The following is a 22,561-nucleotide window of genomic DNA, read 5'->3' on the forward strand; positions in this document are numbered from 1 at the left end:
TGCATTCAGTCAATGCTTTAAAGCGAACGATTGAACTTCTGCTAGAAACTTTGCTGCCGCCTCTGGAGTATGATCTGCTATTAAATCTTGTGACTTAGAACCCATAGAGTTAATCACATTAGGATTATCTATAAAAAGTTGCATAAATTTAGCTATTTCTGTAGGGTCAAATGGATCAAAAATATAACCATTTTCTCCAGAAGAAATTATTTCTGATACTCCTGCATATTTAGAACACATTATCGGTTTAGCAAACAACATGGCTTCTAGCACCACCATACCCCAAATATCTTCTAAAGTAGGAAATATAAATACGTCTGTACTTTCAAAGTAGCCTCCTAAGCTACCATAATCTACCCATCCTTCAAACTTGATTCTATTTTGTAAACCATGTTCTCTAGTCCAGTTTTCTAGCTCTTGGCGTTGGGAACCGTCGCCAATCACAATTAGCGTATAATTGTGACAACCTTGCTTTTCAAGTAATAAGCAAGCTTCTAAGAGAAAGGTTAGACCTTTACGATGGATTGTCTGGCCAATAAACAGAAAGACAGGATGTTGAGTATTAGATAAGTTGAGTTTATTATCTTTTCTAGATTGTAAAAGCGCTTGCTTATCTGGGATTTGATAAGGTCTAGCAAAAACTCTAGGATCTTCAACCTTTAAAACATTTGTAAGATACGCTTTTCCCCCTTGAGAGTTGGTAATAAATGCATCGGCAGACTCAGCCATTATACGTCTACTAAAGTTTCTAACTGGCGAATCACTCATGTCAATATTAGGTGAGCTGCCACTGTATATGATGATTACTCGCCATTTTGTCAATGGCTTTAACATCAGTACTAAGAGAGTCCATAGCGAAAGACCAGTTACAAAGATCACCTGTGGTTTTAATTTTAAAAGGTTAGGAATGATTTCTAATGGTAGTAGTTGAACTATACGTTTGTAACCTGCGTTCGTTTTCCCTACGGATATTTGTCTATATTTACCTACTATGTTAACTTTAAAAGCATTTTCACAGCCTGGAACAAATCCTGGCCATTCTGAAGTAAAAATTTCTAAGCCTGGAATAATCTTATTAAGATTACGAAGTACTGGCTGGATATAAAAACCTAGTTTCATACTAGGACTAACCCACGCTACCTGGATAATCTTCAATTCATTATTAGGGACATCCATATTGACTTAATCCATATCGTATAGAAACAAACATTAAACTAAATAATTTTAACTAAATTTACAAGATATAGATAATCTACATTGAGGATTGCTAGAAACTGTAAATAATAGCAATATTTTATTTATTGAATTATTAATTATTGACGCATATCTCTTTAAATAAAACGATTCTCAAAAGTGCATCTTTATTCTTTACTAAAATATTAGTATAAGGCTATAACAGACGCTGATACTGATCTATTGCAGTAAATGCAATCTTTTTCCAATCAAGATGTTCTAGTGCATAGTCCCGACCTCTCAACCCCATTTCTACCCAATCTGAACGGCATTCGAGTAATTTTATTAAACCTGATTTAATTGCTGATACTTCTGGTGCAACTACAACACCGCAACCGCTTGCTTGAACATGGGGTGCTATGCCAGCCACTTCTGAAACTAACAGCACCCGTCCAGCTAACATTGCTTCGAGGGCAGCTAGACTGAAACCCTCAAAACGAGACGGAACGCAAAAGACATCATAGTTCTTAATAATTAGAGGTGTAGGAGTTGAATAATCGGCAGCTAGAAACGACGTTTTATTTGACAAAGAAAGTTTTGTTACTCTGTCTTCTAAATTTTTCTTGTCTCCTTTGTCAGCACCCTGAATTATAAGTTGGGCATCAGTGATCTCAATAACTTGAGCAAATGCATCAATCAGTAAATCTAGACCTTTATTATGAGTATCTATACGACCTATAAAAAAGAATTTAGGAGTAGTTTCTATGTTCCAAGTTAAGGAAGCTTCAGGATAGACTTCATTGGGTAAGAAACCGTTAGGTGCCGCTATAGTAGGAGTATTGACCTTTAGATTCCGGAGAAATTCAGTATGGCGACTATCTAAAAGCTGTATTGCTCGTGCCTGCCTCAATATACGCCGTTCAAAAAGATACCAATATGTCCATTTTATGTGAGAATTTTTACTAAAAATTGCAGGATTATAAGGATCATGTGGAAATACTACATACGGTATGCCATACTTATTCAACAAACGGGCTACTGCATAAATTCTAGGTTGGAAGATACCACTGAGAATAACAAGGCTATTACTATCTAAATTTTGGCTAATAAATTGTCTTAAACCAAGGGCAATTTGAAAAGACTGTTTTTTATTCGGATTTGTAAAACATCGAATTTTGTAGCCTTCTGGCATCTCAAATAAGCCATCAGTTTCTCCTTCGCAAAGAATTGTGGTTTCTATGCCACATTTGACGAGTCCATAAGCAAGACCATGAATAACTTTTTTAGTTCCTTCGCTCTTAATTTGTGTAATATCCGGTGGGAAAAGCTTTGTGTATATATATAGTTTCATAGCCTTGCTTCCGCAACATTGGATTATTTATACTTTCGGCAGTATCTGATCATTTAAAAGTTTTTCAAGTAATTAAATTAATTAAGATAGGTTAAATTTAAGCCCAACCTAACCACCCTTGTACTCTACCTTGAAACGTTGCCCAATAAGAACCTACTCTGTCTAGCCGTCCTTGAAGTAGTGATAGTACAACACCTAGTAATGGACGACCCCAGTTATAGATGACGAACCACAGTGGAATCTTATGCTTACGCAGTACCCGTCCTCTGCCCATTGCATAGGCATAAGTTTTGGAGTGGCTGCTAACTTGGGGGACATCAGATAGAAGTGGTTCTAGTGGTGTAAATTTTATTGGGTGAGTGACAGCTATGGCAGGATCATAATACAAACCTGTGTTGATAGCGCGCAATAAATAATCAGTCTCTTCTGCCGAACCCCAAGGTGTATTCGCTCCAACTCCTAGACTTTCATCAAAGACACCCACTTTTAAAACAACCGAGCGACGGAGAAATATTGTGTAAGAAATACCTCTTCGCCATACGTTAAAACGATTGATTGGCCCTGGGGGACTGTCTCCATGTCTCCCTGAGTCTTTGCCTTGTTGATCAACAGAACGTCCTGTAAGACCACTCCATTCAGGATGATTAGTAAAAAAATGGGCTACTTGCTTAAGTATGTCCGGCGGGTAAGCGCAATCGTCATCTGGGAAAGCAACTATGTCGCCATTAATATGCTGTAAGCCTACATTACGAGCTAGAGAAAGCCCTTTGGACGAACGCAGATGCACTATGGGAAAGCGGTTTTGATAAGATTGGATGAATTCTAGCAGGCGATCATCGAGATTTTGATCTATGACGATCAACTCGAAGTTGCGATACGTTTGGGCGTCAAGAGCCTGTAAAAAATATTCAACTTCAGCAGTACGATTTAGGGTAGCAAGGATGAGAGAAAACTTCATGTCATTACCTCATGAAAAATTTGGGTATAGACATTAGCAGTGTAGTTCCAATCAAAGCGTTTTAAGTTTTCAAAACCACTTGCAATTAACTCAGTTCTGAGAATTGAATCATGCAAAACATTTTTCAATTGTTTAGCCCATTCTCCTGGCTCGTCAGGAAGTAGCAAAGCTGCTTGATTTGCTATTTCTCGATTTATTGGAGTATCTAATGCTAAAATAGGACACCCTTGACTCATAGCTTCCAACAGGGGTAAACCAAAACCTTCATAAATAGATGGAAACAACATCGCCTGTGAATTTTTAAGTAATGCTCTCAGTTGACCTCTAGATAACATACCTGTCTGTTCCACTATGTCAGCATAAATATTAAGCAGAGGCTGAAATGAAGTATGAATATTTCCGCTAATTATAAGACGGATAGGTACACCCATATCTCGCAATATTGCAACAGTTGCAATTCCTAAATAAAGGTTTTTACGAGGTCTGTGTCCACCAAGCATGATTACATAAGGTTCTGGAAAACGCTCTCTCATTATTCCAATATCTTGCTCTGTAACAGGGGTAGAATCATATCCATTAAGGGCTACCCGGAGTTTGTTTTTCAGCCAAGGAAAATCTACAAGCAGGTCTTGAGCAGTTGTTTCTGAAATTGCCACAACGCGATCGGCACGGCGTAGGGATGATACAAGCCGCCAACCATAGTATCGTGATTGTCTTTGATCGTTAGGATATCGAAGTAATAGTAAGTCATGAACCGTTATCACTGTTGGCTTTCCTAGCGAGAACTGAGGTAAAAAATGATTGGTACCCCAATAAATATCAAAGGAAGATGCTAGAAGTGGGCTGATTTCAAATAGAAGGTTATGTAGTTTAGGGAGTTCTTTCCATGTACTGATTTTTAAATCTTTGGCATCAGCAAAATCCTGAGCCATGCCAGTGAAATGGAAACTTGAAGATAAACGCATCAAAAGTTGATTGAGAACTACTCCCGGTCCCCATTGTCGAGTTCCTGGTTGCAGAGGTCTTGCATCGTACAAAATGGTCTGGCTCATTTCCGCTACCCAAGCGACTATATTTCAAGTTTGAAAAGTCTTGATTCCTTTAACCTCCTAAATATAGACAATAAACCTACTCGAATTTGAGCAAAAGATACTTAGCTCACACTCACAGATTTATAAACCTTAAGATAAGAATCCAAAATATAGTCAAGAGTAAACTCCTTTGATTTGACTTGAGCATTTATACTAGTTTCCTCTATCAGATGAGGAGTATTAATAAATTTAACTATATGATTCTTCAAAGTTTCTAAATGCTCAGTATTAAAAACAAATCCGGTACGTCCTTCTTCAATAATTTCTGGAATACCCCCTTTGTTTGATCCAATTACAGGAACTCCATGAGCATATGCTTCGAGTACAGTTCTACCTAAAGGCTCTTGCCATAAGGAAGGGACTACTAAAACATCTATATTGCTGAAAAATTCTTCTGGTTTGATAAAGCCTAGATAGCGAACATTTGGCATTGGATAACGCTTTTCTAAAGTATCTTTGTAAGAATCTGGAGCTTTCCCTGCTACTTTAAGTTCCCAATCTTGTTGAGGTATCTGCTCTAATGCTTGAAGTAACAATTCTATTCCTTTAGTTTGGTCGATGCGACCAATATAGCCAAGGGTCAAAGGCTTTCCTTGTAAAGATGATACTTTACAAGAAGGTAAAATCGTTGGAGCTTGGTAAGCATTATGAATAACTTCACGAACAGCGACTTTGTTAAAATATCCCAGTGTTAGGTGTCTATTTAAGATGAAGTGGCTAATTCCTACTACTGCATCTGGAATAGCAGAAAGTTCATGTCTTGGGATAGTAAATAATTTACAGTTTTGACACTGATCGTGACAATTTTTGCCCTTGCGGTACATCATTCCGCCAGAACGTGGACAAAGTAGATAGTAATCTCGTAATGTATGGATTAGTGGCAACTTACGCTTTTTAATCAGCCGCCAAACCCAAACTGAAAATCCTGCTAAATTATTTGTGTGAACTATGTCTGGAAGTTCTATATCAATAATTTTCTCTAGCTCATTAACCATTAAGAAGTTAAAAGTATCAAATGTATGCCAGAGTAAATTTAGTCCTTTTGGCGGTGGTATATCTTGGAATTGCCAGTACAGATTTTTCAAGCCTACGTAATATACTTTAACACCATTTATCCAATCTAATTTTGTGCCTACTCCAGAGAATGTGCTGACTACCACTGCCTCATCGCCATTTTGAACTAATGACTCTGATAATATTTGTACTGAGCGTTCAGCACCACCAATAATATTGGGATAGTAGAGCGTGTTAACTAATAGAATTTTCATACAAAAGAGTTAGGTGTTCCACATTTCAGTATTACTCTTCATCTTTACTAATCAATACAAATAAATTTTAGAGAATACAAAAAGTTGTATTTAGTTCACATTGTCTAACCTATTCAGTCATCATTAAAATTAAGCAAAAGCATATAAAACTCATAAACTCGATTTCTAATAAATTTTATAATAATTTATAATAAATATTTATAGGCAGGAACGATATACATCAACTGTCATTTCTGCAATGTGTTTCCAGTTGAATTTTTTAGCTAAATGGAAATTATGCTTACCCATAATTAATAAATTGGACTGCTTGTATAATGCAGCATCCATAGCTTCTCTAAGACCGTTGTTCTCATCTGGTTGATATAGAAATGCTCCGTCATTATCCAATACTTCTGCAATACAACCTTTGCGTGGTGCAATACAGGCTCTACTAAAGGACATTGCCAAAAGAACTGCTCCCGATGTTAAAACATCCCGATATGGAAAAACAACCACGTCACTAGCGTTCATGTATGTTTGAACTTGCTCTGGGGGAACAAAAGTTGGAATTAATTTGATTCTTTTATCATCAGCAATCTTTTGTAAAAGCAGATCCATCATTTCTTGATTATTATCGTATACTTTACCAGCAATGATTAGTTCACATTCTTCACTATCTAAGGTCTTGAATGTTTCTATAAGTTCAAGTACTCCTTTATAAGGCCTAATCAACCCAAGAAATAGAAAAACCGTGCCAGAATTGGTCAAACCTAGACTTTTACGAGCAATAGATTTTTCAATTTTGTTTTCATAAGAATCTATGTAATTGCCATGTGGAATAACAAAAACTTTATCTTGATTTCTTAAAGGAAATTTTTTAATAAATTCTTCTTTTGCAGCTTCACAATGAGTAATAATTGCACTAGATAATGTGACAATTAGATTTGTACATATATAATCCAGAAATAAATTTGTATTTTCATGGTTTTTAAGATTATGTACAGTCCAGATAATCTTTATTCCAGTAATTTTTAATATGACTACTTGAGTTATAAAGGCTAAAGTTTTAAAGAAAGTCTTTAAATTGTTATTTGGTTCTAGAAATAACGGATGAAGCCAATGAAAGTGTACAATATCGGGTTTCCAGTGCGAAAAAATGGTTAGTAAAAAGAAAGTTGGTAAAAATCTAGTAGCATGATTTGGTCTTTCTACATAAGTGCCTAATTGTTGTAAGTTCAAAATTAACTGATTTTGATAGGGATTATCATCAATTGCTCGAGGAACAAAAATTGATTTCATCTTTTCCATATTTAACCTTTTTCTAAACTAGATATATCTTTATGTAGCACTAACAATATTTTGCTATGTTAGTTAATTAGGTGTTGTGCTAAGTCTCTGTATTATAATTCTCATACTGAGCAAAACTGAGCAAAATTATTTCTGCCGAATCTATCAAGAGCATCTGTAAAAAATGGTCTGATTATAAGACTTATCTCAAAATATCAAGAATCATATCAAAGTTATCGGATGCTGCCTGCTTAGCTTTTGGTAACACCTGATTTAGTCTATTTGCTATTTCCTGTCGTTTGTTCCAAGAAGCAGTGATCGCTTTACAAGCTACGTCAGCATTTAGAAATTGTTGAATTGAGATGAGTAATCCATTATGAAGTGCCTCAGCTCCCAATAAATCAGTCATGATGCCTTCAGCTTTAACTGAATAACCAACTGGTAGGGTACAAACACCACTAGAAAGTCCAGCGATCGCAGGATGCATCCTCTCTGCTACAACCATGTCACAAGCACCGATCAAACCTTTAAACTCAGATGCAGTGTGATCTGCACCTGCAAGACGAACCTGGGGATTGTAGTCAATTGCTTTTAGCAGTCGTGTGGCAAAGATTCGGTCATCGTTATTAGGATTAATTTCTTGAACGTGAGGAATTATCAATACCTGCGCCCCAAGTTCATTAACCATGAGTTTAACCACTTGACACCATACATCGAGATGTTTGTCATAAGCTTGATCTTGGACTGTGTAGCGGCAAATAGCCTGACTGGGTGCGATCGCAATCTTCGGTCTATCTTGCTCAATACCATAATTACTGAGCATCTTAGCTACTATCTCTGGAGATGGCGGTTGTAGTAAAAAGGCTGGGTCAGCAGTATGCTTAACCAGAGCAGGATCAAGACCTAAGTCTTTAGTTACATAGTTGTAGGAAAGCCGTTCTCGAACCGTGACTAACTTTGAGCGGCGAGCAACTTGCAACCATACCTCAGCCTCATTCTTAGTTTTGAACGGCCCAATTGATTGAGCAAGAAAAACAATAGGTACACCAGCGTCCAAAGCTATCTTTAATGGCAACAAATGTCGATTCAATCCTCCATAGTCTGAACTGAAGACATCTCCTCCTGAAGCGATTACAATTGATGCGCTTCGGATCTTTTCTACATTACCTTGGTAGCCAGGTGACAGACGTTTGTAATACTGAGAAAGGTTGGTAAGTAACCGATCAAGCCTTTGCCCACTAGCATTTTTTAAGTAATCAGTAATTGATTTTGCACCAAGGGGTTCCAACCTAATTTCATCAAAGTCGGGTGAACAGGTCAATACTTCTACATCTAAATCTGGTTTACGTTTATGCAACTGTTCAATTGTGGGTATAACTAATGCTTCAACACCTCGGTTACGTAGGCCGGTGATTCCAGTAATGATTGCGTTCATGCTAGTTTAACCTCTCTATACTTAAAGTATTTTGTGACAATCAAAACAGTACTTAAATTAGGCAATACTTTGGTAGATAAATTGTGTAAAAAATTTTTCTAATATCCATGCGTAACAGAACAGATAAAGTTATTAACAAGAATACTTACTGTTCTAACTGTTAGCAATATTGTTAGCATAGTATTTCGGAAGTGCTAAACTCTTAAACTTGATTTCCTTAGTCCAACTTTAGCTACAACATATAGTTTAAAAAGCCACTACTGTAATCTAAGTATTTAATAACTTTCCCAAAAGACCTTGAATGCGCCCTGCAACTCGTTTCCATAATGGTCGTTGATATAACTTTATATATTTTTGTACCAAGGGATCTAAGCGCTGTTTAAAGAAATAAAATTGGCTAGTATCAATAGCTTCCTTAAAAGCAACATGGCTTTCTGCCGCTAGAGCTACTCTCAGAAGTTGTCGCTCTTGGACGTTGCGGCTGAGATGGTCATATCTTGGTTGAACCCGCTTTCGGGGACGCCATTCACCCTGTTGATCTGTTAAGTGTAAACGGTAAGCTAAGCCTTCTCGTCGATGGTTCAAACCTGATGTTTGTGATTGAGCAACTTCATCAGCACTAACTCGGTCAAGCTTTAATTGCCCAATAGTTACGGCACAGTCAATTATGTCACGAATGACTGAGTTACGTACAACTATAACGTTTGTTCCTTTACTATCTTTAACGTACTGAGGTAACCAAGCATCACCAACTGTTACATCTGCTGTTTCAGCTACTACATCATCACAATAGTCACAAGCTTTGTACTTGAAAAAACCCAATCCCCAATCAGTACCGTAAAGATCACGTACAGATTTAACGTGAGTTATTATCTGCCCATCTTGCAATCCAGTTACTTCAACTCCATAGCAGTTAGCATCTGCATCAGGTAACTTTTTCCTAAAATCAATTGCCAAAAGGTTGCCGGGTTCTATGCCAAATTGCCATGCAAACATCTCAGCAAAGCGCATACTTTTAAGATGACCGCAAATTAGCCCCACACAAAATTTAATTCGTTCACCTAGCAGTTTGTCTTGTCGCATTAAGAGGCGGACAGCTTTAATGAAACAGGGGATACCAACAATGGCATAACGTCCTGGTTGATCGCGAATTAGCTGCATCACCTCAGACATTTCTACAGGATAGTAACGGGACTTAGAACCATTACGTACTTGTTCTACGGTTGTAGAAAGCTGATACTGAAACAGTCTAGGATCATCCACGGAAGGAGGTCGCTGATGGACATGTATTACACCATCTACTAATCCTTGACTAAGAAGATTGCTAACAATCCAAGTACCCATTCCTCCAGAACTACCGCGATCACGAAAATCATCTTCATTGACATAACCTGCATAGGTAGCTAGATGGTAACCAATCTTTTCATGGTATTTGCAATCCTTTCTGTATAATTCTTGACTAATCTGGTCTTCGTTTAGACTCTCGTTAGAGAAAGGACATACAGATTGCACTGAGCTACTAATAAATGACTGTTCAGCAGATGGATCGATAGTAGCTTGGAACCTAGCGTATTCATCCAACTTAATTTTCATTGGTGAGCCACTAATAGAAGCACACGCCCCACAGCCTATACAGTAACCACCTTCAACTACAGTTTCTAATAACTTAGTCACTTCTGGCTCTATGCTTTTATGTGTAGTCTCTTCCATATTTGTCATAAATCCTCTACCTACCGACCTAACGGGCAATATTTACTACTTGCCAAAATAGTTTTGGCGCAAGCAAGAAAACTGACAAAATATATACTGTAGAACCTGCCAATATAGCAATAGCTAATACCGCAGAAGAACTAATTACATTACCCAGAAAATATTTGATAGTAAATATGGTAACTAGCATAGTTACCGTTCCAGCGAAAGGTACAGCACCTTGGCGCAAATAAGTCCAAATATTAATGTGGATTGCCTTCCATACAACCCAAATTGTAAGAGGTGCCATTAAGTAACCTCTAATGACATAAGCAGCCGCTACAGCTACAATTCCCAATTTTACTGTTATGGCAAAGGCAATAAGATTACCGATAGCTTGCACAAAATCTAAACCTAATTTCCAAGAAGGTTTTCCAATAGCCATCAGGACAGAGCCATTAAAATAAAAATAAGCGTAAAGAATACCAATAAGGTTTAAAATTTGCATTACAGGGATACTGGGCGACCATTTTTCTCCAAATACAAATAGAACTATTTCAGGTGCCAATGCCGCTGTAGCGAAGAATCCTGGAAAAGTAAGTAAACTTGTTAGTTGAATTGCTTGATAAAGTGCATTTTGTAATCGTTCTGGTTCTTGCTGCAATCTAGAAAATGTTGGCAGCGAAACCTTAGAAATGACGCTAGTTAACAATTCTGTCAATATTGAAAGTATGCGGTAAGCTACAGTATAATACCCTAATGCAGAAGAACCTAAAAAATAACCTATTAAAAAATCATCTGACCGACGAGTTAAAAAGTTAAATACATTCATTCCCATCACATTTACTCCAAAAGAAAATAATTCCTTGAAGTGTTTTTGTGAAAATCTCCATCCTGGTCGCCAATCACTTATTTGCCATATTATCAAAACTCCTACCAAACTACTAATTAATTGCTGACCGACAAGGCTCCAAACTCCAAAGCCCATAAATGCCATCGTTACGCCTACTATACCGCCAATAAAAACTGACAAGAGCGATCGTGTAGCAAGAGTTTTGAAAGCTAGCCTGCGTTGAAAAATTGCGGTCTGAACGCTGTTAAAAGCCCCAAAGACAAAGTTAATAGATAACCAGCGGATAATTGGCGTTATTTGTGGCTCTTTAAATAATTCACCAGCAAAACCAGCACAAGCAATGCTTATTATTGCTATTAGTATACTCATTCCTAAATTAGTCCAAAAAGCAGTATCTAAATGCTCTGGTTCTAAATCTTGCCGTTGAACAATTGCTTGACCCAATCCTTGATCAAGAAAGACTTGTAAAAAAGCCAAAAATACACTAGCTAAAGCAGTCAAACCAAAAGTTGTTGGCCCTAGCAGACGGGCAAGGAGAAAGAAAACACCAAAGGAAATTATTTGGCGTCCCCAACTATCTATTGCAGACCAAAATACGCCTTTAATAGCCTCTTTTCGCAAACTTAATGGTTTTTTTGGTGATTCCATTACAGGATTTATCTATAAAAAGACTAAAAATTTTTAACTTTGAGATTCCAACCTAGAACATCCAAGGTTAGCTTTTATAACCGCAACAACCCAAATCAATTTTCCGGATTATTTAACTACATCAAGTTTTTTACTAGAAAAACAGAACATAGAAGGCTACATAATTTTTTTTGAGGGAACTATCTTTTGTGCTGTCAATACTCACGGATAATCTTGCCACAATATTGTGATAAATTGGCAATCATTGAACAAACTCTCATCATGAAATCTATTGATAAATGAGATAATTTTTCAGGAAAAATAACGTAGACGTGCGCTTCAGGCTTTAAAGGAGGTAAAATAAAAAAATTTACTTTTTAAAGCATTATAAAGTTTGTGTTTCAATTTGTGAATAGGGTTGTAATAGATTTGAATTCATGTATGAGTCTTGCTACTTCAATACCCTACCTTTATGCAGAATTATTTTTTAAACTTTAATAGATGTAGAAAGCAGATTCCCTGTGAGCAAGCTAAAAAAGTAAAATTGTTAGAAATAATGTTACTGTTGATACTCTGGGTATCAACACTTATTGGTTGTAACATTGGTTAAAAGACTTGTCTGTCAGATTAAAGTTTAGGAATTGCTAATGCAGTCCTAGTTGGACTTTTGTAAGCTAATTGATAAGGAAGAAGGGCAATGTCTTATGATATGTGCAACTATGCATTTCCAGTCTGTAGATAATGCATTGTTTTTGTACTGAACGCAGGGTAAACGAAAGCAAAGAGTTCAGTTATATTACACATAAAATTTTTGCAATACGAATCCCTCAACATCCCCTTGCCATCAGGAAGACCTTTCAAGACGATTAGTTGATAACAATTGTTTAGTCGCTAGCCACATAAACGGCGGAATTGTTGTTGCATAGCGACCCCAGAGCCTGCGTGGTTCTTGAATCCATCTATACAGCCATTCAAGCCCTAAGTCTCGAATTACGCGTGGTGCCCGTTTCTGTATTCCTGCATAAACCGGGAAAACTCCACCAACTCCAATCATTACAGCTTGAATTTTATCTTTATGCTGAGCCATCCAATTCTCTTGTTTTGGACATCCCAAGGATACTAACACGATGCCAGCTCCACTAGAGTTAATTTTTTGAATCAGTGCTTCGTCTTCCGTTTCAGTCATTGGGCGAAAAGGTAGAGGTTCCATCGCTGCAACTCTTAACACAGGAAATTCCTTCTCTAATCTTTTTCGCATCCTAGAAAGAATTTCTGCTTGAGAACCTACAAAGAAAACACTGAGGCTTTGTTTTTGAGCTAGCTGACACAATGCTAAAAAAACATCCATTCCTGCAACACGGTCTTGGTAACGCGCCCCCATTTTCCGCATCATCCACACGAGAGGCATACCATCAGGAGTTACTAGGTCTGCGTTCTTTAATACACTAGCAAACTCTGGATTCCAATGAGCTTCCATGAGCATATGTACATTTGCTATACATACAGTTTTGCTCTCACGGTTACTAGCCCACTTCATTATTGTTTGTATCTGATCGTCAAAGCGTAAGGCAGTAATAGGGAAATCAAGCACCTTCTGATTAGGTAGAAACACTTTTTCCACCATAAGTGACTCCTTGTGTTCAACAAAAGAATCCATAGATTACCTAGAGCTTTTTGAATCTTCAAAAGGTCAGCTTACAATTATTTCTGACTTTTTTAGGCTTGTATCATTTTCGTAATTTACTACACAGAGATGCAGTAAGCTTCTCAGTAGATTCTTTATTTCCTCGGTAATACTAGAATTATTTGTTACTTTATCTTACTTTACACATTTAACCAAGGGACTTTAAACCCCTATTGATAAAATTCATACTTACTTCATAATTAATTTTCAATTATTTCATGCAAATATTACAATTGCAACAAACTACTATATATAAATTTTCATGATTTCATACCTAGTGTAGAAAATTATGGTGTAGAAGAGTAAAATACCAAACGCTAAATATGCCGATTTTAATGCGTTACTATGCGCTTAAGAATTTTTAATTTAACATAACTATATTTTGAAAAATTCAGATGATAATTATTTTTTATCTAGTTTCCAAACTATTACAAAAAGCCTGTATTGTGAAATATGCAAACTTTATTTTTACTACTCACAAATCTAAAAAAGAGGGGGAAGAAAACGTTTTCTTCCCCCTCTTTTTTAGATTTGTTGCTATTTACTTTATTAGCTTCTTTAAGTTTTTGTCGCAACATTTGCCTTTGTTTTCTTAGCTGTCGTTTTCTGGCAGAACCGCCTCTACCTTTATCATTTCTGCCTTCTTTTCGAGGGGATTCCCATCTTTTTAATCGCATTAATTCTTAACCTCTCTTTCTTGGTTATGGTTGGTATTTACTCACATACAAGTGAAATCACCGCTAAATCAGGACTCTTCTTAAGCATTAAATTGGCTGCTTTGCAAGAGAGTGTTTCCACTGCCTGTAAGTATAGCACGGTGTCGAGAAATATTACTAGATTCCAAAAAAATACCCAGAACTGAGAAAGCTGGTTTTCTAGCCTTTTTTAGTTATGTTACTTTCGTAACTACTAAGTGCTTTCAAATCTTTGATTTATTGAAGTCTTGGAGAATGGGCAGGAGGAGAATCGAACTCCTATGACCGCAAGGTCGCCACATTTTGAGTGTGGTGCGTCTACCAATTTCGCCACCCGCCCTTGTATTCAACTTTTCTATTATAGCCTAATAAGTAAATTTACAACAAGCATAAACTTTTATTTTAGAAAAATTGCTGGATAAGTGGCTTGAAAGTTAATTCAGGAAATCGACGATCTAGCTTTATTACTTATATGACAAGTGTTTCCAACGTGTAAATGCTGGAGTTTTAACAAGTTGGTTGTTTTCGTGCTAAGTCGAAGGATATCAACTTTTCCCTACTCTATATGTTTACTGACTTTAACCAAACTAGAGTCAATATCCTGTAGTTTGGCACAGCCACTAAGTGCCATTGCTATGCTTAGCTCATCTTGTAGCAGCGAAATTACATGAGCTACACCAACTTGTCCTGCTACTGCCAGCCCCCATAAAATAGGTCGCCCAATCAGTACTGCTTTGGCTCCTAATGCTAAAGCTTTAAGAATGTCTGTGCCTCTGCGAATACCTCCATCCAAAAGGACTTCTGCTCTATCATCCACTGCTGTTACTATTTGAGTTAGAGCATCTAACGAGGCGATCGCACCATCAAGTTGTCTACCACCATGATTGGAAACAACAATTGCTTTGGCTCCATACTCCACAGCACGTACAGCATCATCTCCCCGTAAAATTCCTTTAAGTACTAAAGGCAGCGGAGATATAGACTGCAACCATTCTAAATCACTCCAAGTTACCGCTGCATTTAATTGTTGAGCAAAATAAGTAAACAAGCCAGATTCCCCTTTTTCATGGGAAATATCTAGCCCGGATATAGTAGCAAGATTAGCGAGATGCAAGTCTAGGGGCAAGGCAAATTCGTTATGTCTATCTCTCTCCCGTTGTCCTAAAACAGGCGCATCTACAGTTAAACAAAGTGCTTTGTAGCCTGCCGCATCAGCTTTTTCTACCAAAGTACGGGTTAATCCTCGGTCTTTGTGAATGTAAAGCTGGAACCATTGCAGGGAATTTTGAAAGTTCTGACATCCATCTGCGACTTCTTCAATGCTTTTAGTCGCCATTGTACTCAACACCATGCCCACACCAGCAGATGCAGCAGCTCTTGCTGTGGCTATCTCTCCGTCTGGGTGAGCAAGACATTGAAAAGCCATTGGTGCAATTAATAAAGGTAATTGCAGTGGTTGTCCTAAAATAGAGGTACTTAGGTTGCGATCGCTCACATCAACCAGCATCCGAGGTTGCAGCTTGACTCGCTCAAAAGCTGCACGATTATCCCGCAATGTAACTTCATCCCAAGCACCACTACTGTAATAATCCAGTGCCATCGGAGACAGATGCTGTTTTGCTAACTGCTCGTATTCAAAAAGATTGATGGGTTGAAAGCTATTATTTTGGGATACAGCTGTCATAACGACTGGTGAATTAACCAAAAGGCTTGCTGATTGTCATTCTGGTTATTCTACCAGTTTCGCCAACCACCCTTGGTTGTAACTTCATCAGTGTTCTTCAATCCGTGGCTGTGCAATAGAGTTTGATATTCTGTGCTACTTGCCCAACGGTCAATTTCTCGCGCCCGAAGCACTGGTACTGGATGGGTTAATTGGGCTGTACGAGCAGCTTTGACCATTTCCCCAAGTTCTGTTTTACTAATATCATCGTAAGCACGAGCTTGGGCAACAAAAGCATCAAGATTTAGTTGTGGCGCTAACGTAGGAGAACCACCTGCTAGTTTCATTAATACTGACATGACAACTTTCGGGTCTTGAGTTGCTAGTAATGCGGCGCGATCGCAGGTAAACTCAGCACAGCGTACCCATTCTAAAAGTTGTGTCTGTATTGCTTGAGCAAGAAATGTGCCGACATTAGGGACAATTGCCGCAGCTAACACTAATATATTCACTGGCGTCAAATAAACGCTATGGTCACACTTGAGATGCCCTAACTCATGGGCAATTACTGCTTGTATTTCTTCTGGTGTGAGGATATCAATTAACGATGTGTGCAGCACAACAAAGGGCTGCTTACCCCGCACGGCAAAGGTGTAGGCATTAGGAGCTGGATGTTGTCTGACATACAACTGAGGAGGCTCGATATCTAGAACTTTACAAGCTCCTATCAACAGCTTGTGTAAATCCGGCAGTTGCTTTTCACCTACCAGAACACTGGAAGCAATATTTTCTACATAGAAAATTTGTTCTGCCATTGGCCCTAGCCAATTCCGCACCATCATGTCTAAGCCTGGTATCTGCTTGAGAGTGTTGGTAGCTTCCAGGTCTAAGGGATGACGAAATGAGTCAGCTTTTAAACCAATCAGCGGGGTTTTGAAGAAGGACATGATACAGCAAGCTATAAACAACACAACTGGAGAATCTGGCTGGTTAGATAAACAGCCTCCCACAGCTAGTATAACGATTAAGTAAGGTGGGCAATGCCCACCTACCTAACAACTAAGTCGAAATCGACGCTGGAGAAGTACTGGTATTAGGGACGAGTTCTGCATCTACCGATGCTTCGCCCACACGCAAGATTTTAGCTCCTAGTTGCTGTAACTTCATATCCAGTCGATCATAGCCACGATCAAGATGGCGCAATCCCTGAATTGTAGTTTGTCCTTCTGCTGCTAATCCTGCTAAAACTAATGCTGCTGATGCTCGTAAGTCTGTACCTAACACTGGTGCGCCAGACAGCTTTGGCACTCCCCGAACGAAAGCAGCATTGCCTTTGACACGAATATCTGCCCCCAAGCGATTCAATTCCGAGGCATGACGCAAGCGATTTTCAAACACAGATTCATTAATTACACTGTCGCCTTCTGCCAATGCTAGTAAAGCCATGAATGGCGCTTGCATATCTGTGGGAAACCCAGGATGGTATTGGGTTTCAATATCCGTTGCCTTGAGGGCTTCGGCTGGGAGAATGCGTAAGTATTCAGGTGCTTCTTCAATTATGGTGACTCCAATATCTCGCAATTTGGCAATCACTGGTATGAGATGTTCTGGAGCCACTGGTGAGAGAGTCAGTTCTGAGCGGGTAATTGCTGCTGCTACTAAAAATGTTCCTGCCTCAATCCGGTCAGGAATAATAGTGTAGTCAACAGAATGCAGCTTAGGAACTCCTTCAATAATAATCCTGCTAGTTCCCGCACCCTTAATCTTCGCTCCCATCGCGTTACAGAAGTTCGCTAAATCAACTACTTCTGGTTCTCGTGCAGCATTTTCGATAATCGTTTCGCCATCTGCCAAGGTAGCCGCCATCATTAAATTTTCTGTGGCCCCTACACTGGCGATGTCTAAGTAAATATTTGCTCCTTTTAATCTCCGATTACTACCAGGGACGTAAGCATTACATATACCATGCTCAATCTGGACTTCAGCTCCCATTGCTTGCAGTCCCCGGACGTGCAGGTCAACTGGTCTTGCCCCAATAGCACAACCGCCTGGTAGCGGCATCTGTGCTACTCCAAGTCTTGCCAAAATCGCACCAATAGCAAAAAAACTCGCCCGCAACTGGGTAACTAGTTCGTAGGGAGCTTTTGATGTTTTAATTTCACTGGCATTTATGTCTAAAATATCACCTTGCCGAGTTAGTCGTACACCTAAAGCTAATAAAACTTGACTCATCCGCTCCACGTCAGCCAATAAGGGAACGTTGCGAATGCGACAATCACCCGGACATAGTAAGGCTCCTGCCATGATTACCAAGGCTGCATTTTTTGCCCCGCTAATTTTCACATGGCCTTGTAAAGGATGCCCACCCCAAATTTGCAAGACTGAGGAGTCTGCTTCTGGAGAAAATTTGGCATCTGGTAAGCCGCTAGAAGGATTAATAAGCCTACCTCCAAAAGAAATACGTAATTTTATATGTTTGAAGTTGGTTTTGATTCTACATTAAAGATTTAATTTGTCCACATTTTAGGGCTATGTCTAGTATTGAAAAATTGTTTTTTAGGTGTGAAATAACGTCTCAGAACAAGCATTAGTAAGCTTTTTACGTTTTTTCAACTTCTCATAAAAAAACATCCCAACTTTAAATTTTAAGTAAAATTAATTACTAAGTAGAAAATATCATCCTCTTAAAAAAGCAAGGCTGTACTAAGTTAATAATTTGATTTTCCTTGCTGCTTAGAAAAGGCGTATACCAATCACATCTTTCTTAACATGGCTACTCACAAAAATCACCAAATAAAGCTTGTTAGATGAAAGGAGTTGACAAATGGAAAAAAATTAGTAACAATAGGAAATTGTCGATTAAAAACAAATGCCAGCGGAACTGGCGGAATTGGCAGACGCGCTAGATTCAGGTTCTAGTGCCGCAAGGCTTCCGGGTTCAAGTCCCGGGTTCCGCATATTTTAAGTTAAAAGTTAGGAGCGAACAGTTAGGAGTTGAAACAAAACCAGCTTAACTCCTAATTCCTAACTCCTAACTCCCAACTTGTGATGTTGACTAGTTTACAGAATTCCTTAGTAAAGCAAATCCGCAAACTACACTCTACCAAGGAGCGACAGAAGCAGCAGCTGTTTTTACTGGAAGGGACACATCTGTTAGAGGAAGCTTGCGCAGTAAATTACCCAATAGTCACAGTATGTTGTACCCCAGAATGGCAAACTGCTCATCCTTCACTGTGGGAAGAAGCTTGTAGACAATGCGATCGCGTCGAAATTGTCAGTGAGGAAGTTTTAAAGGCGATCGCCACGACAGTCAACCCGGATGGTGTAGTTGCAACAGCACAACGGGATGATCGTCAAACTCAAGTACCGTTTACTGGTTTAGTACTGGCTTTAGAAACTGTGCAAGATCCAGGGAACCTCGGTACAATGATCCGCACTGCTGCCGCAGCTGGAGCATCGGGGCTGTGGATCAGTGGAGATAGTGTAGATTTAGATAACCCAAAAGTCTTACGTGCCTCTGCTGGGCAGTGGTTTCGTTTAGCAACAGCAGTATCTGATGATTTAAGAGCCACAGTGCAGCAAAGTCAAGAAGCAGGAATGCAGGTAGTGGCAACTTTACCAACGGCAAATTTAACTTATTGGGAAGTAGATTGGCAAAAACCCAGCTTGATTTTATTGGGTAATGAAGGCGCAGGCTTGTCAGCAGATTTAGCAGCGATGGCAGACAAGCAAGTCAAAATTCCCCTGAGTCCAGGAGTAGAGTCTTTAAATGTAGCGATCGCAGCCGCTTTAATGTTGTACGAAGCCCAACGGCAACAACAGTTAAAAGTAACTCCCGACTCCTAACTATTATTTCTTTTTTTCTTCGAAATATTGTTCAATATCAGCAACTGCGTCCTCAAAAGCCTCTAAATCAATTTCCGTCAAGTTTTCCACCAGTTGGGCGTCATTAGCGCTATCAGTATGCAATTGTAGTGTCTCTACTGCTTCATCTTCCGTTGTATTCTCTTGCAAAATACCCTCCAATTGGTCAAGCGATTGAAGAAACTCTTTTGCGGCGGAATGGCGATGTTTGTTCTGGCTTTGCTCCATAAGATGTGAGAATTTTAGATTTAATTACGTAATACTCAAATTGCAGTTCCTACAACTTTAAATTTTGCATATATAACATCTATTGCTAGCTATCTGCAAAGAGCTAGGTACTACTGTATCAACTTTACACACTAAACGGCTTGACAGCAAAATTGGCTGTGATGCGATCCCGAACGATTACCAGCAGCTTCCTAGAGCTAGAGACTGCTAAATTTTTGGTTTACGAATATAGCCAAAAATCCAGCGCTACACATACTTAAACCGCTATTTTCCTTGAACCCCATCAGGTTGTGACACCTGAATTTTGAATTTGCAAAAATTTGTCCAACATCATACTGGGAATGGGACGTGGACGCATTGTTTTGGCTTCTACCCAAACCCAGAGTGCATTTGCTGTTACTAATAAATCATCTTGATTTTGTTTACGAATTTCGTAGTGTCGGAAAACACGGGTTCCACGTATTTCCTTTAGCCAAGTAGTGACTTCCAGAGTATCGCCTGCAACAGCTGGGCGTAAGTAGTCAATTTCTACCCGCCGCATGACAAATACGCCACCTAGTTCTTGGTATACATCCAAAGTTAAACCCAGGTGTTCGGAGTGTTCAATGGCAGCCTGTTCTAAATAGTTTTGATAGACGGCGTTATTTACATGGCCAAGAGCATCCATCTCATAGTGCCGAACGCGCAATAGAGTTTTGAATAATTCCATAGTTTAGTAAGTAGTGCGGCGCTGTTTTAGTCTATCTGATTGCAAGCTCTAAGTAGGTAGACATAAATAAATTAAAGTTTTTACTTGGCACTTTAGCGTTAAAGCGTCAGCTAAAAGCGACAAGTTATATCTAAATATCACAACAGTTATAAAAGTTAATCTGTATAAATATTACATACAGTTGTCATTCTAATAACACAAGCTTTCTCTAAAGTTAAAACTAAGTTAAGAAATTTTTCAAAATTAGGAAGTTTATGAGTGTAAACAGTTCCCTATGGGAGAATAAAGTTAATTCTTGACAAATATCTTTTTGTTTTTTGTAAATTTCTGTTTTGTTTTTAGCAAAAAATGCGTTTTCTAGGCGTATTAGCTGCTGCATTGATTTAAATCTCAGCTACTTAATTCTTGGAAGTAAGCAGATCATAGATGATACTTTCCAAGATGCATATTACTTCTGGCTGACTCGATTATTCGAGTTTAGTAGAAGAAAATTAGTAAAATTCGGAGGTATAAAATGGCAGTTCGGAATAATTTAGTTGCCAATATATGGCAAAGAGTACAACAAAATTCCGTCACTTGGGGATCGTTAGCCCTTTTGGTTAGTGGATTAATCATGCTGTTAGTAATACTTACAATGTTTTCTTACACTTAATAACAGTAAGATTCTTCCAGTTTCTGGGTAGCAGTCTAGAAACTGGAAGATAATAAACTGCGTCTCGAAAAAATTAAACTTGAGACAAAAATTTATGAACTGCAAAATTTTACTAACAGTTATGGCGTTATCTGTTACTAGCTTAGTAGCTCCTGTCAAAGCTCAAGAGCTTAATAACAGAACTCCAGGGCAATCAAATAAAGTTATAAATGCTTGCGTCCAGAACCAAGCCCAAACTTTGCCAAATCCCTTTAGCGACGTACCATCAAACCATTGGGCTTTTAAAGCAGTTATGACTATGCATTACTGCGGAGCCTTCCGTCAAGCGACTCCGCCTGCTTTGTTTGAGAAGTTGCGACCAATACAAAGCCAGCAGCAATATGAAAAAGAACCACAGTTTCAAAAGTAAAAAAAGAAAAACTTTCTCAAATTAACTAACGGTAAATTAAGTGAGTCAATTGACAATCTAATAAGTCAGAAACCAGAATTTAGGATTGAGTTATTTGGTGCAAAACAATTAGCGCTGATTTAAATCCACGACTAATTAATTCTGGTTTCTGAATTCTGATTATTGAATTCTTTAATTAAACATTGACTGGCTCACTATCCTGAACTAGTGAACGAGTTTCGCCATTGCGCTGGAGAATACCGCCAACCATTGCCAATAAAGCGTTTATCTTGCGGTTGCGCCATTTATCTACAAGTTGTTCTACTTGATTTGCAGACATTCGCCGCAACATCGCTTCGTAGAGATAAGCTGCATGACCAGTTTCATCTTTAGCAATGCTCAATATTCCCATTTTTAAGTTGCGAGTGGTTGGCTCATCATCAGGTAATACTTTTGCCATACGGGTAAAGTCTTTACTAGCATCTAACTCCAGAATATAAGTGCTAGCCATAAATACATCCCAGTCAATAACAGGGGGTTTTAGCTGTTCTTGTGTGTAACCCTCATAGAATGCTGCAAAAAAGGGACTGCGCTGCTGTTTTGATTTACTTGTAGATGGACTTTGGGATTGACGTTTGAAATCTATAACTTGTTTATTCAGCTGTTTTAAGGCGTGAGCAAAAACCTGACCATGCCTAGTTTCATCTGATGCGTGTTTTGCGAGTTTTTCTGCCAGCCATGTATCGCCTTCGGCTGCTGCCCGATCGCTCAGTGCAGATAAAAATGGAACTGAGCCAGATTCTGCCAATTGAAACCCTGCAAGGACGTTGGGGCGAGTTTTAGAGTCACGAATTTGAGCGGCATAGTAATAAGCAACAGCACCCGAACCCACTAGACTTGTCCGAAAATTCCAAAGCCAGACTGTTCAAAGCTTTGGGGCAAAACTTTGATATCTTCGTAAATACGT

The 22,561-nt window shown here is 38.6% G+C and carries 19 protein-coding genes and 2 tRNA genes; 3 read left to right on the forward strand and 18 right to left on the reverse strand.

Going from position 1 to position 22,561, the window contains the following annotated elements:
- Positions 1–9 precede the first annotated feature (9 nt).
- From WKK05_RS33155 to murA, 15 genes are all read right to left on the reverse strand, one after another.
- On the reverse strand, positions 10–1,176 hold the full coding sequence (locus WKK05_RS33155) for a glycosyltransferase family 4 protein (protein ID WP_341527218.1): 1,167 nt from the start codon (positions 1,174–1,176) through the stop codon (positions 10–12).
- A gap of 214 nt (positions 1,177–1,390) precedes the next feature.
- On the reverse strand, positions 1,391–2,524 hold the full coding sequence (locus WKK05_RS33160; protein ID WP_341527219.1) for a glycosyltransferase: 1,134 nt from the start codon (positions 2,522–2,524) through the stop codon (positions 1,391–1,393).
- A gap of 97 nt (positions 2,525–2,621) precedes the next feature.
- Positions 2,622–3,482, reverse strand: coding sequence for a glycosyltransferase (locus tag WKK05_RS33165; RefSeq protein WP_341527220.1), 861 nt, complete (start codon positions 3,480–3,482; stop codon positions 2,622–2,624).
- On the reverse strand, positions 3,479–4,534 hold the full coding sequence (locus WKK05_RS33170; protein ID WP_341527221.1) for a glycosyltransferase family 1 protein: 1,056 nt from the start codon (positions 4,532–4,534) through the stop codon (positions 3,479–3,481). The genes WKK05_RS33165 and WKK05_RS33170 overlap by 4 nt, the downstream gene beginning before the upstream one ends.
- A gap of 101 nt (positions 4,535–4,635) precedes the next feature.
- Positions 4,636–5,841 carry a glycosyltransferase family 4 protein gene (locus WKK05_RS33175; protein ID WP_341527222.1) on the reverse strand — a complete coding sequence of 402 codons (1,206 nt, stop codon included), beginning with the start codon at positions 5,839–5,841 and terminating at the stop codon, positions 4,636–4,638.
- Positions 5,842–6,039: 198 nt separating this feature from the next.
- The gene (locus WKK05_RS33180; RefSeq protein ID WP_341527223.1) at positions 6,040–7,128 is read right to left on the reverse strand and encodes a glycosyltransferase family 4 protein; all 1,089 of its coding nucleotides are present in this window, start codon (positions 7,126–7,128) and stop codon (positions 6,040–6,042) included.
- A 181-nt stretch (positions 7,129–7,309) separates the two neighbouring features.
- Positions 7,310–8,542 carry a polysaccharide pyruvyl transferase family protein gene (locus WKK05_RS33185; RefSeq protein ID WP_341527224.1) on the reverse strand — a complete coding sequence of 411 codons (1,233 nt, stop codon included), beginning with the start codon at positions 8,540–8,542 and terminating at the stop codon, positions 7,310–7,312.
- A gap of 267 nt (positions 8,543–8,809) precedes the next feature.
- Positions 8,810–10,252, reverse strand: coding sequence for a Coenzyme F420 hydrogenase/dehydrogenase, beta subunit C-terminal domain (locus tag WKK05_RS33190; RefSeq protein WP_341527225.1), 1,443 nt, complete (start codon positions 10,250–10,252; stop codon positions 8,810–8,812).
- Positions 10,253–10,280: 28 nt separating this feature from the next.
- A complete protein-coding gene (locus WKK05_RS33195) occupies positions 10,281–11,732 on the reverse strand; it encodes a lipopolysaccharide biosynthesis protein (RefSeq protein WP_341527226.1) in 1,452 nt (483 codons plus the stop codon).
- A gap of 823 nt (positions 11,733–12,555) precedes the next feature.
- Complete coding sequence (locus tag WKK05_RS33200; protein WP_341527227.1) at positions 12,556–13,335, reverse strand: WecB/TagA/CpsF family glycosyltransferase; 780 nt, start codon at positions 13,333–13,335, stop codon at positions 12,556–12,558.
- Between the two features lie 488 nt (positions 13,336–13,823).
- On the reverse strand, positions 13,824–14,072 hold the full coding sequence (locus WKK05_RS33205; RefSeq protein WP_341527228.1) for a hypothetical protein: 249 nt from the start codon (positions 14,070–14,072) through the stop codon (positions 13,824–13,826).
- A 274-nt stretch (positions 14,073–14,346) separates the two neighbouring features.
- Positions 14,347–14,430: transfer RNA gene (locus WKK05_RS33210), tRNA-Leu, on the reverse strand.
- 216 nt (positions 14,431–14,646) lie between these two features.
- Positions 14,647–15,774, reverse strand: a complete 1,128-nt coding sequence (locus WKK05_RS33215) for an alpha-hydroxy acid oxidase (RefSeq protein WP_341527229.1) — start codon at positions 15,772–15,774, stop codon at positions 14,647–14,649.
- Between the two features lie 50 nt (positions 15,775–15,824).
- Positions 15,825–16,700, reverse strand: a complete 876-nt coding sequence (locus WKK05_RS33220; RefSeq protein WP_341527230.1) for a M48 family metallopeptidase — start codon at positions 16,698–16,700, stop codon at positions 15,825–15,827.
- Positions 16,701–16,812: 112 nt separating this feature from the next.
- Positions 16,813–18,192, reverse strand: coding sequence for a UDP-N-acetylglucosamine 1-carboxyvinyltransferase (gene murA / locus WKK05_RS33225; RefSeq protein WP_341531256.1), 1,380 nt, complete (start codon positions 18,190–18,192; stop codon positions 16,813–16,815).
- A 436-nt stretch (positions 18,193–18,628) separates the two neighbouring features.
- On the opposite strand from murA, the gene WKK05_RS33230 reads away from it, so the two are divergent.
- Positions 18,629–18,710 (forward strand) — tRNA-Leu (locus WKK05_RS33230).
- Positions 18,711–18,801: 91 nt separating this feature from the next.
- Complete coding sequence (locus WKK05_RS33235; RefSeq protein WP_341527231.1) at positions 18,802–19,599, forward strand: RNA methyltransferase; 798 nt, start codon at positions 18,802–18,804, stop codon at positions 19,597–19,599.
- A 3-nt stretch (positions 19,600–19,602) separates the two neighbouring features.
- Here WKK05_RS33235 and WKK05_RS33240 read toward each other — a convergent pair whose 3' ends face one another.
- Together WKK05_RS33240 and WKK05_RS33245 are read right to left on the reverse strand one after the other, a co-directional pair.
- Complete coding sequence (locus WKK05_RS33240) at positions 19,603–19,845, reverse strand: hypothetical protein (RefSeq protein ID WP_341527232.1); 243 nt, start codon at positions 19,843–19,845, stop codon at positions 19,603–19,605.
- A 283-nt stretch (positions 19,846–20,128) separates the two neighbouring features.
- Complete coding sequence (locus WKK05_RS33245) at positions 20,129–20,554, reverse strand: thioesterase family protein (protein ID WP_341527233.1); 426 nt, start codon at positions 20,552–20,554, stop codon at positions 20,129–20,131.
- Between the two features lie 746 nt (positions 20,555–21,300).
- Here WKK05_RS33245 and WKK05_RS33250 point away from each other — a divergent pair.
- A complete protein-coding gene (locus WKK05_RS33250) occupies positions 21,301–21,615 on the forward strand; it encodes an S-layer protein (protein WP_341527234.1) in 315 nt (104 codons plus the stop codon).
- 175 nt (positions 21,616–21,790) lie between these two features.
- Here the strand turns inward: WKK05_RS33250 and WKK05_RS33255 are convergent, their stop codons facing one another.
- Positions 21,791–22,486: a ferritin-like domain-containing protein gene (locus WKK05_RS33255; RefSeq protein ID WP_341527235.1), complete on the reverse strand. Its 696-nt coding sequence runs from the start codon at positions 22,484–22,486 to the stop codon at positions 21,791–21,793.
- Between the last annotated feature and the right edge of the window lie 75 nt (positions 22,487–22,561).

The organism is Nostoc sp. UHCC 0302 (assembly GCF_038096175.1).
GTDB lineage: Bacteria > Cyanobacteriota > Cyanobacteriia > Cyanobacteriales > Nostocaceae > UHCC-0302.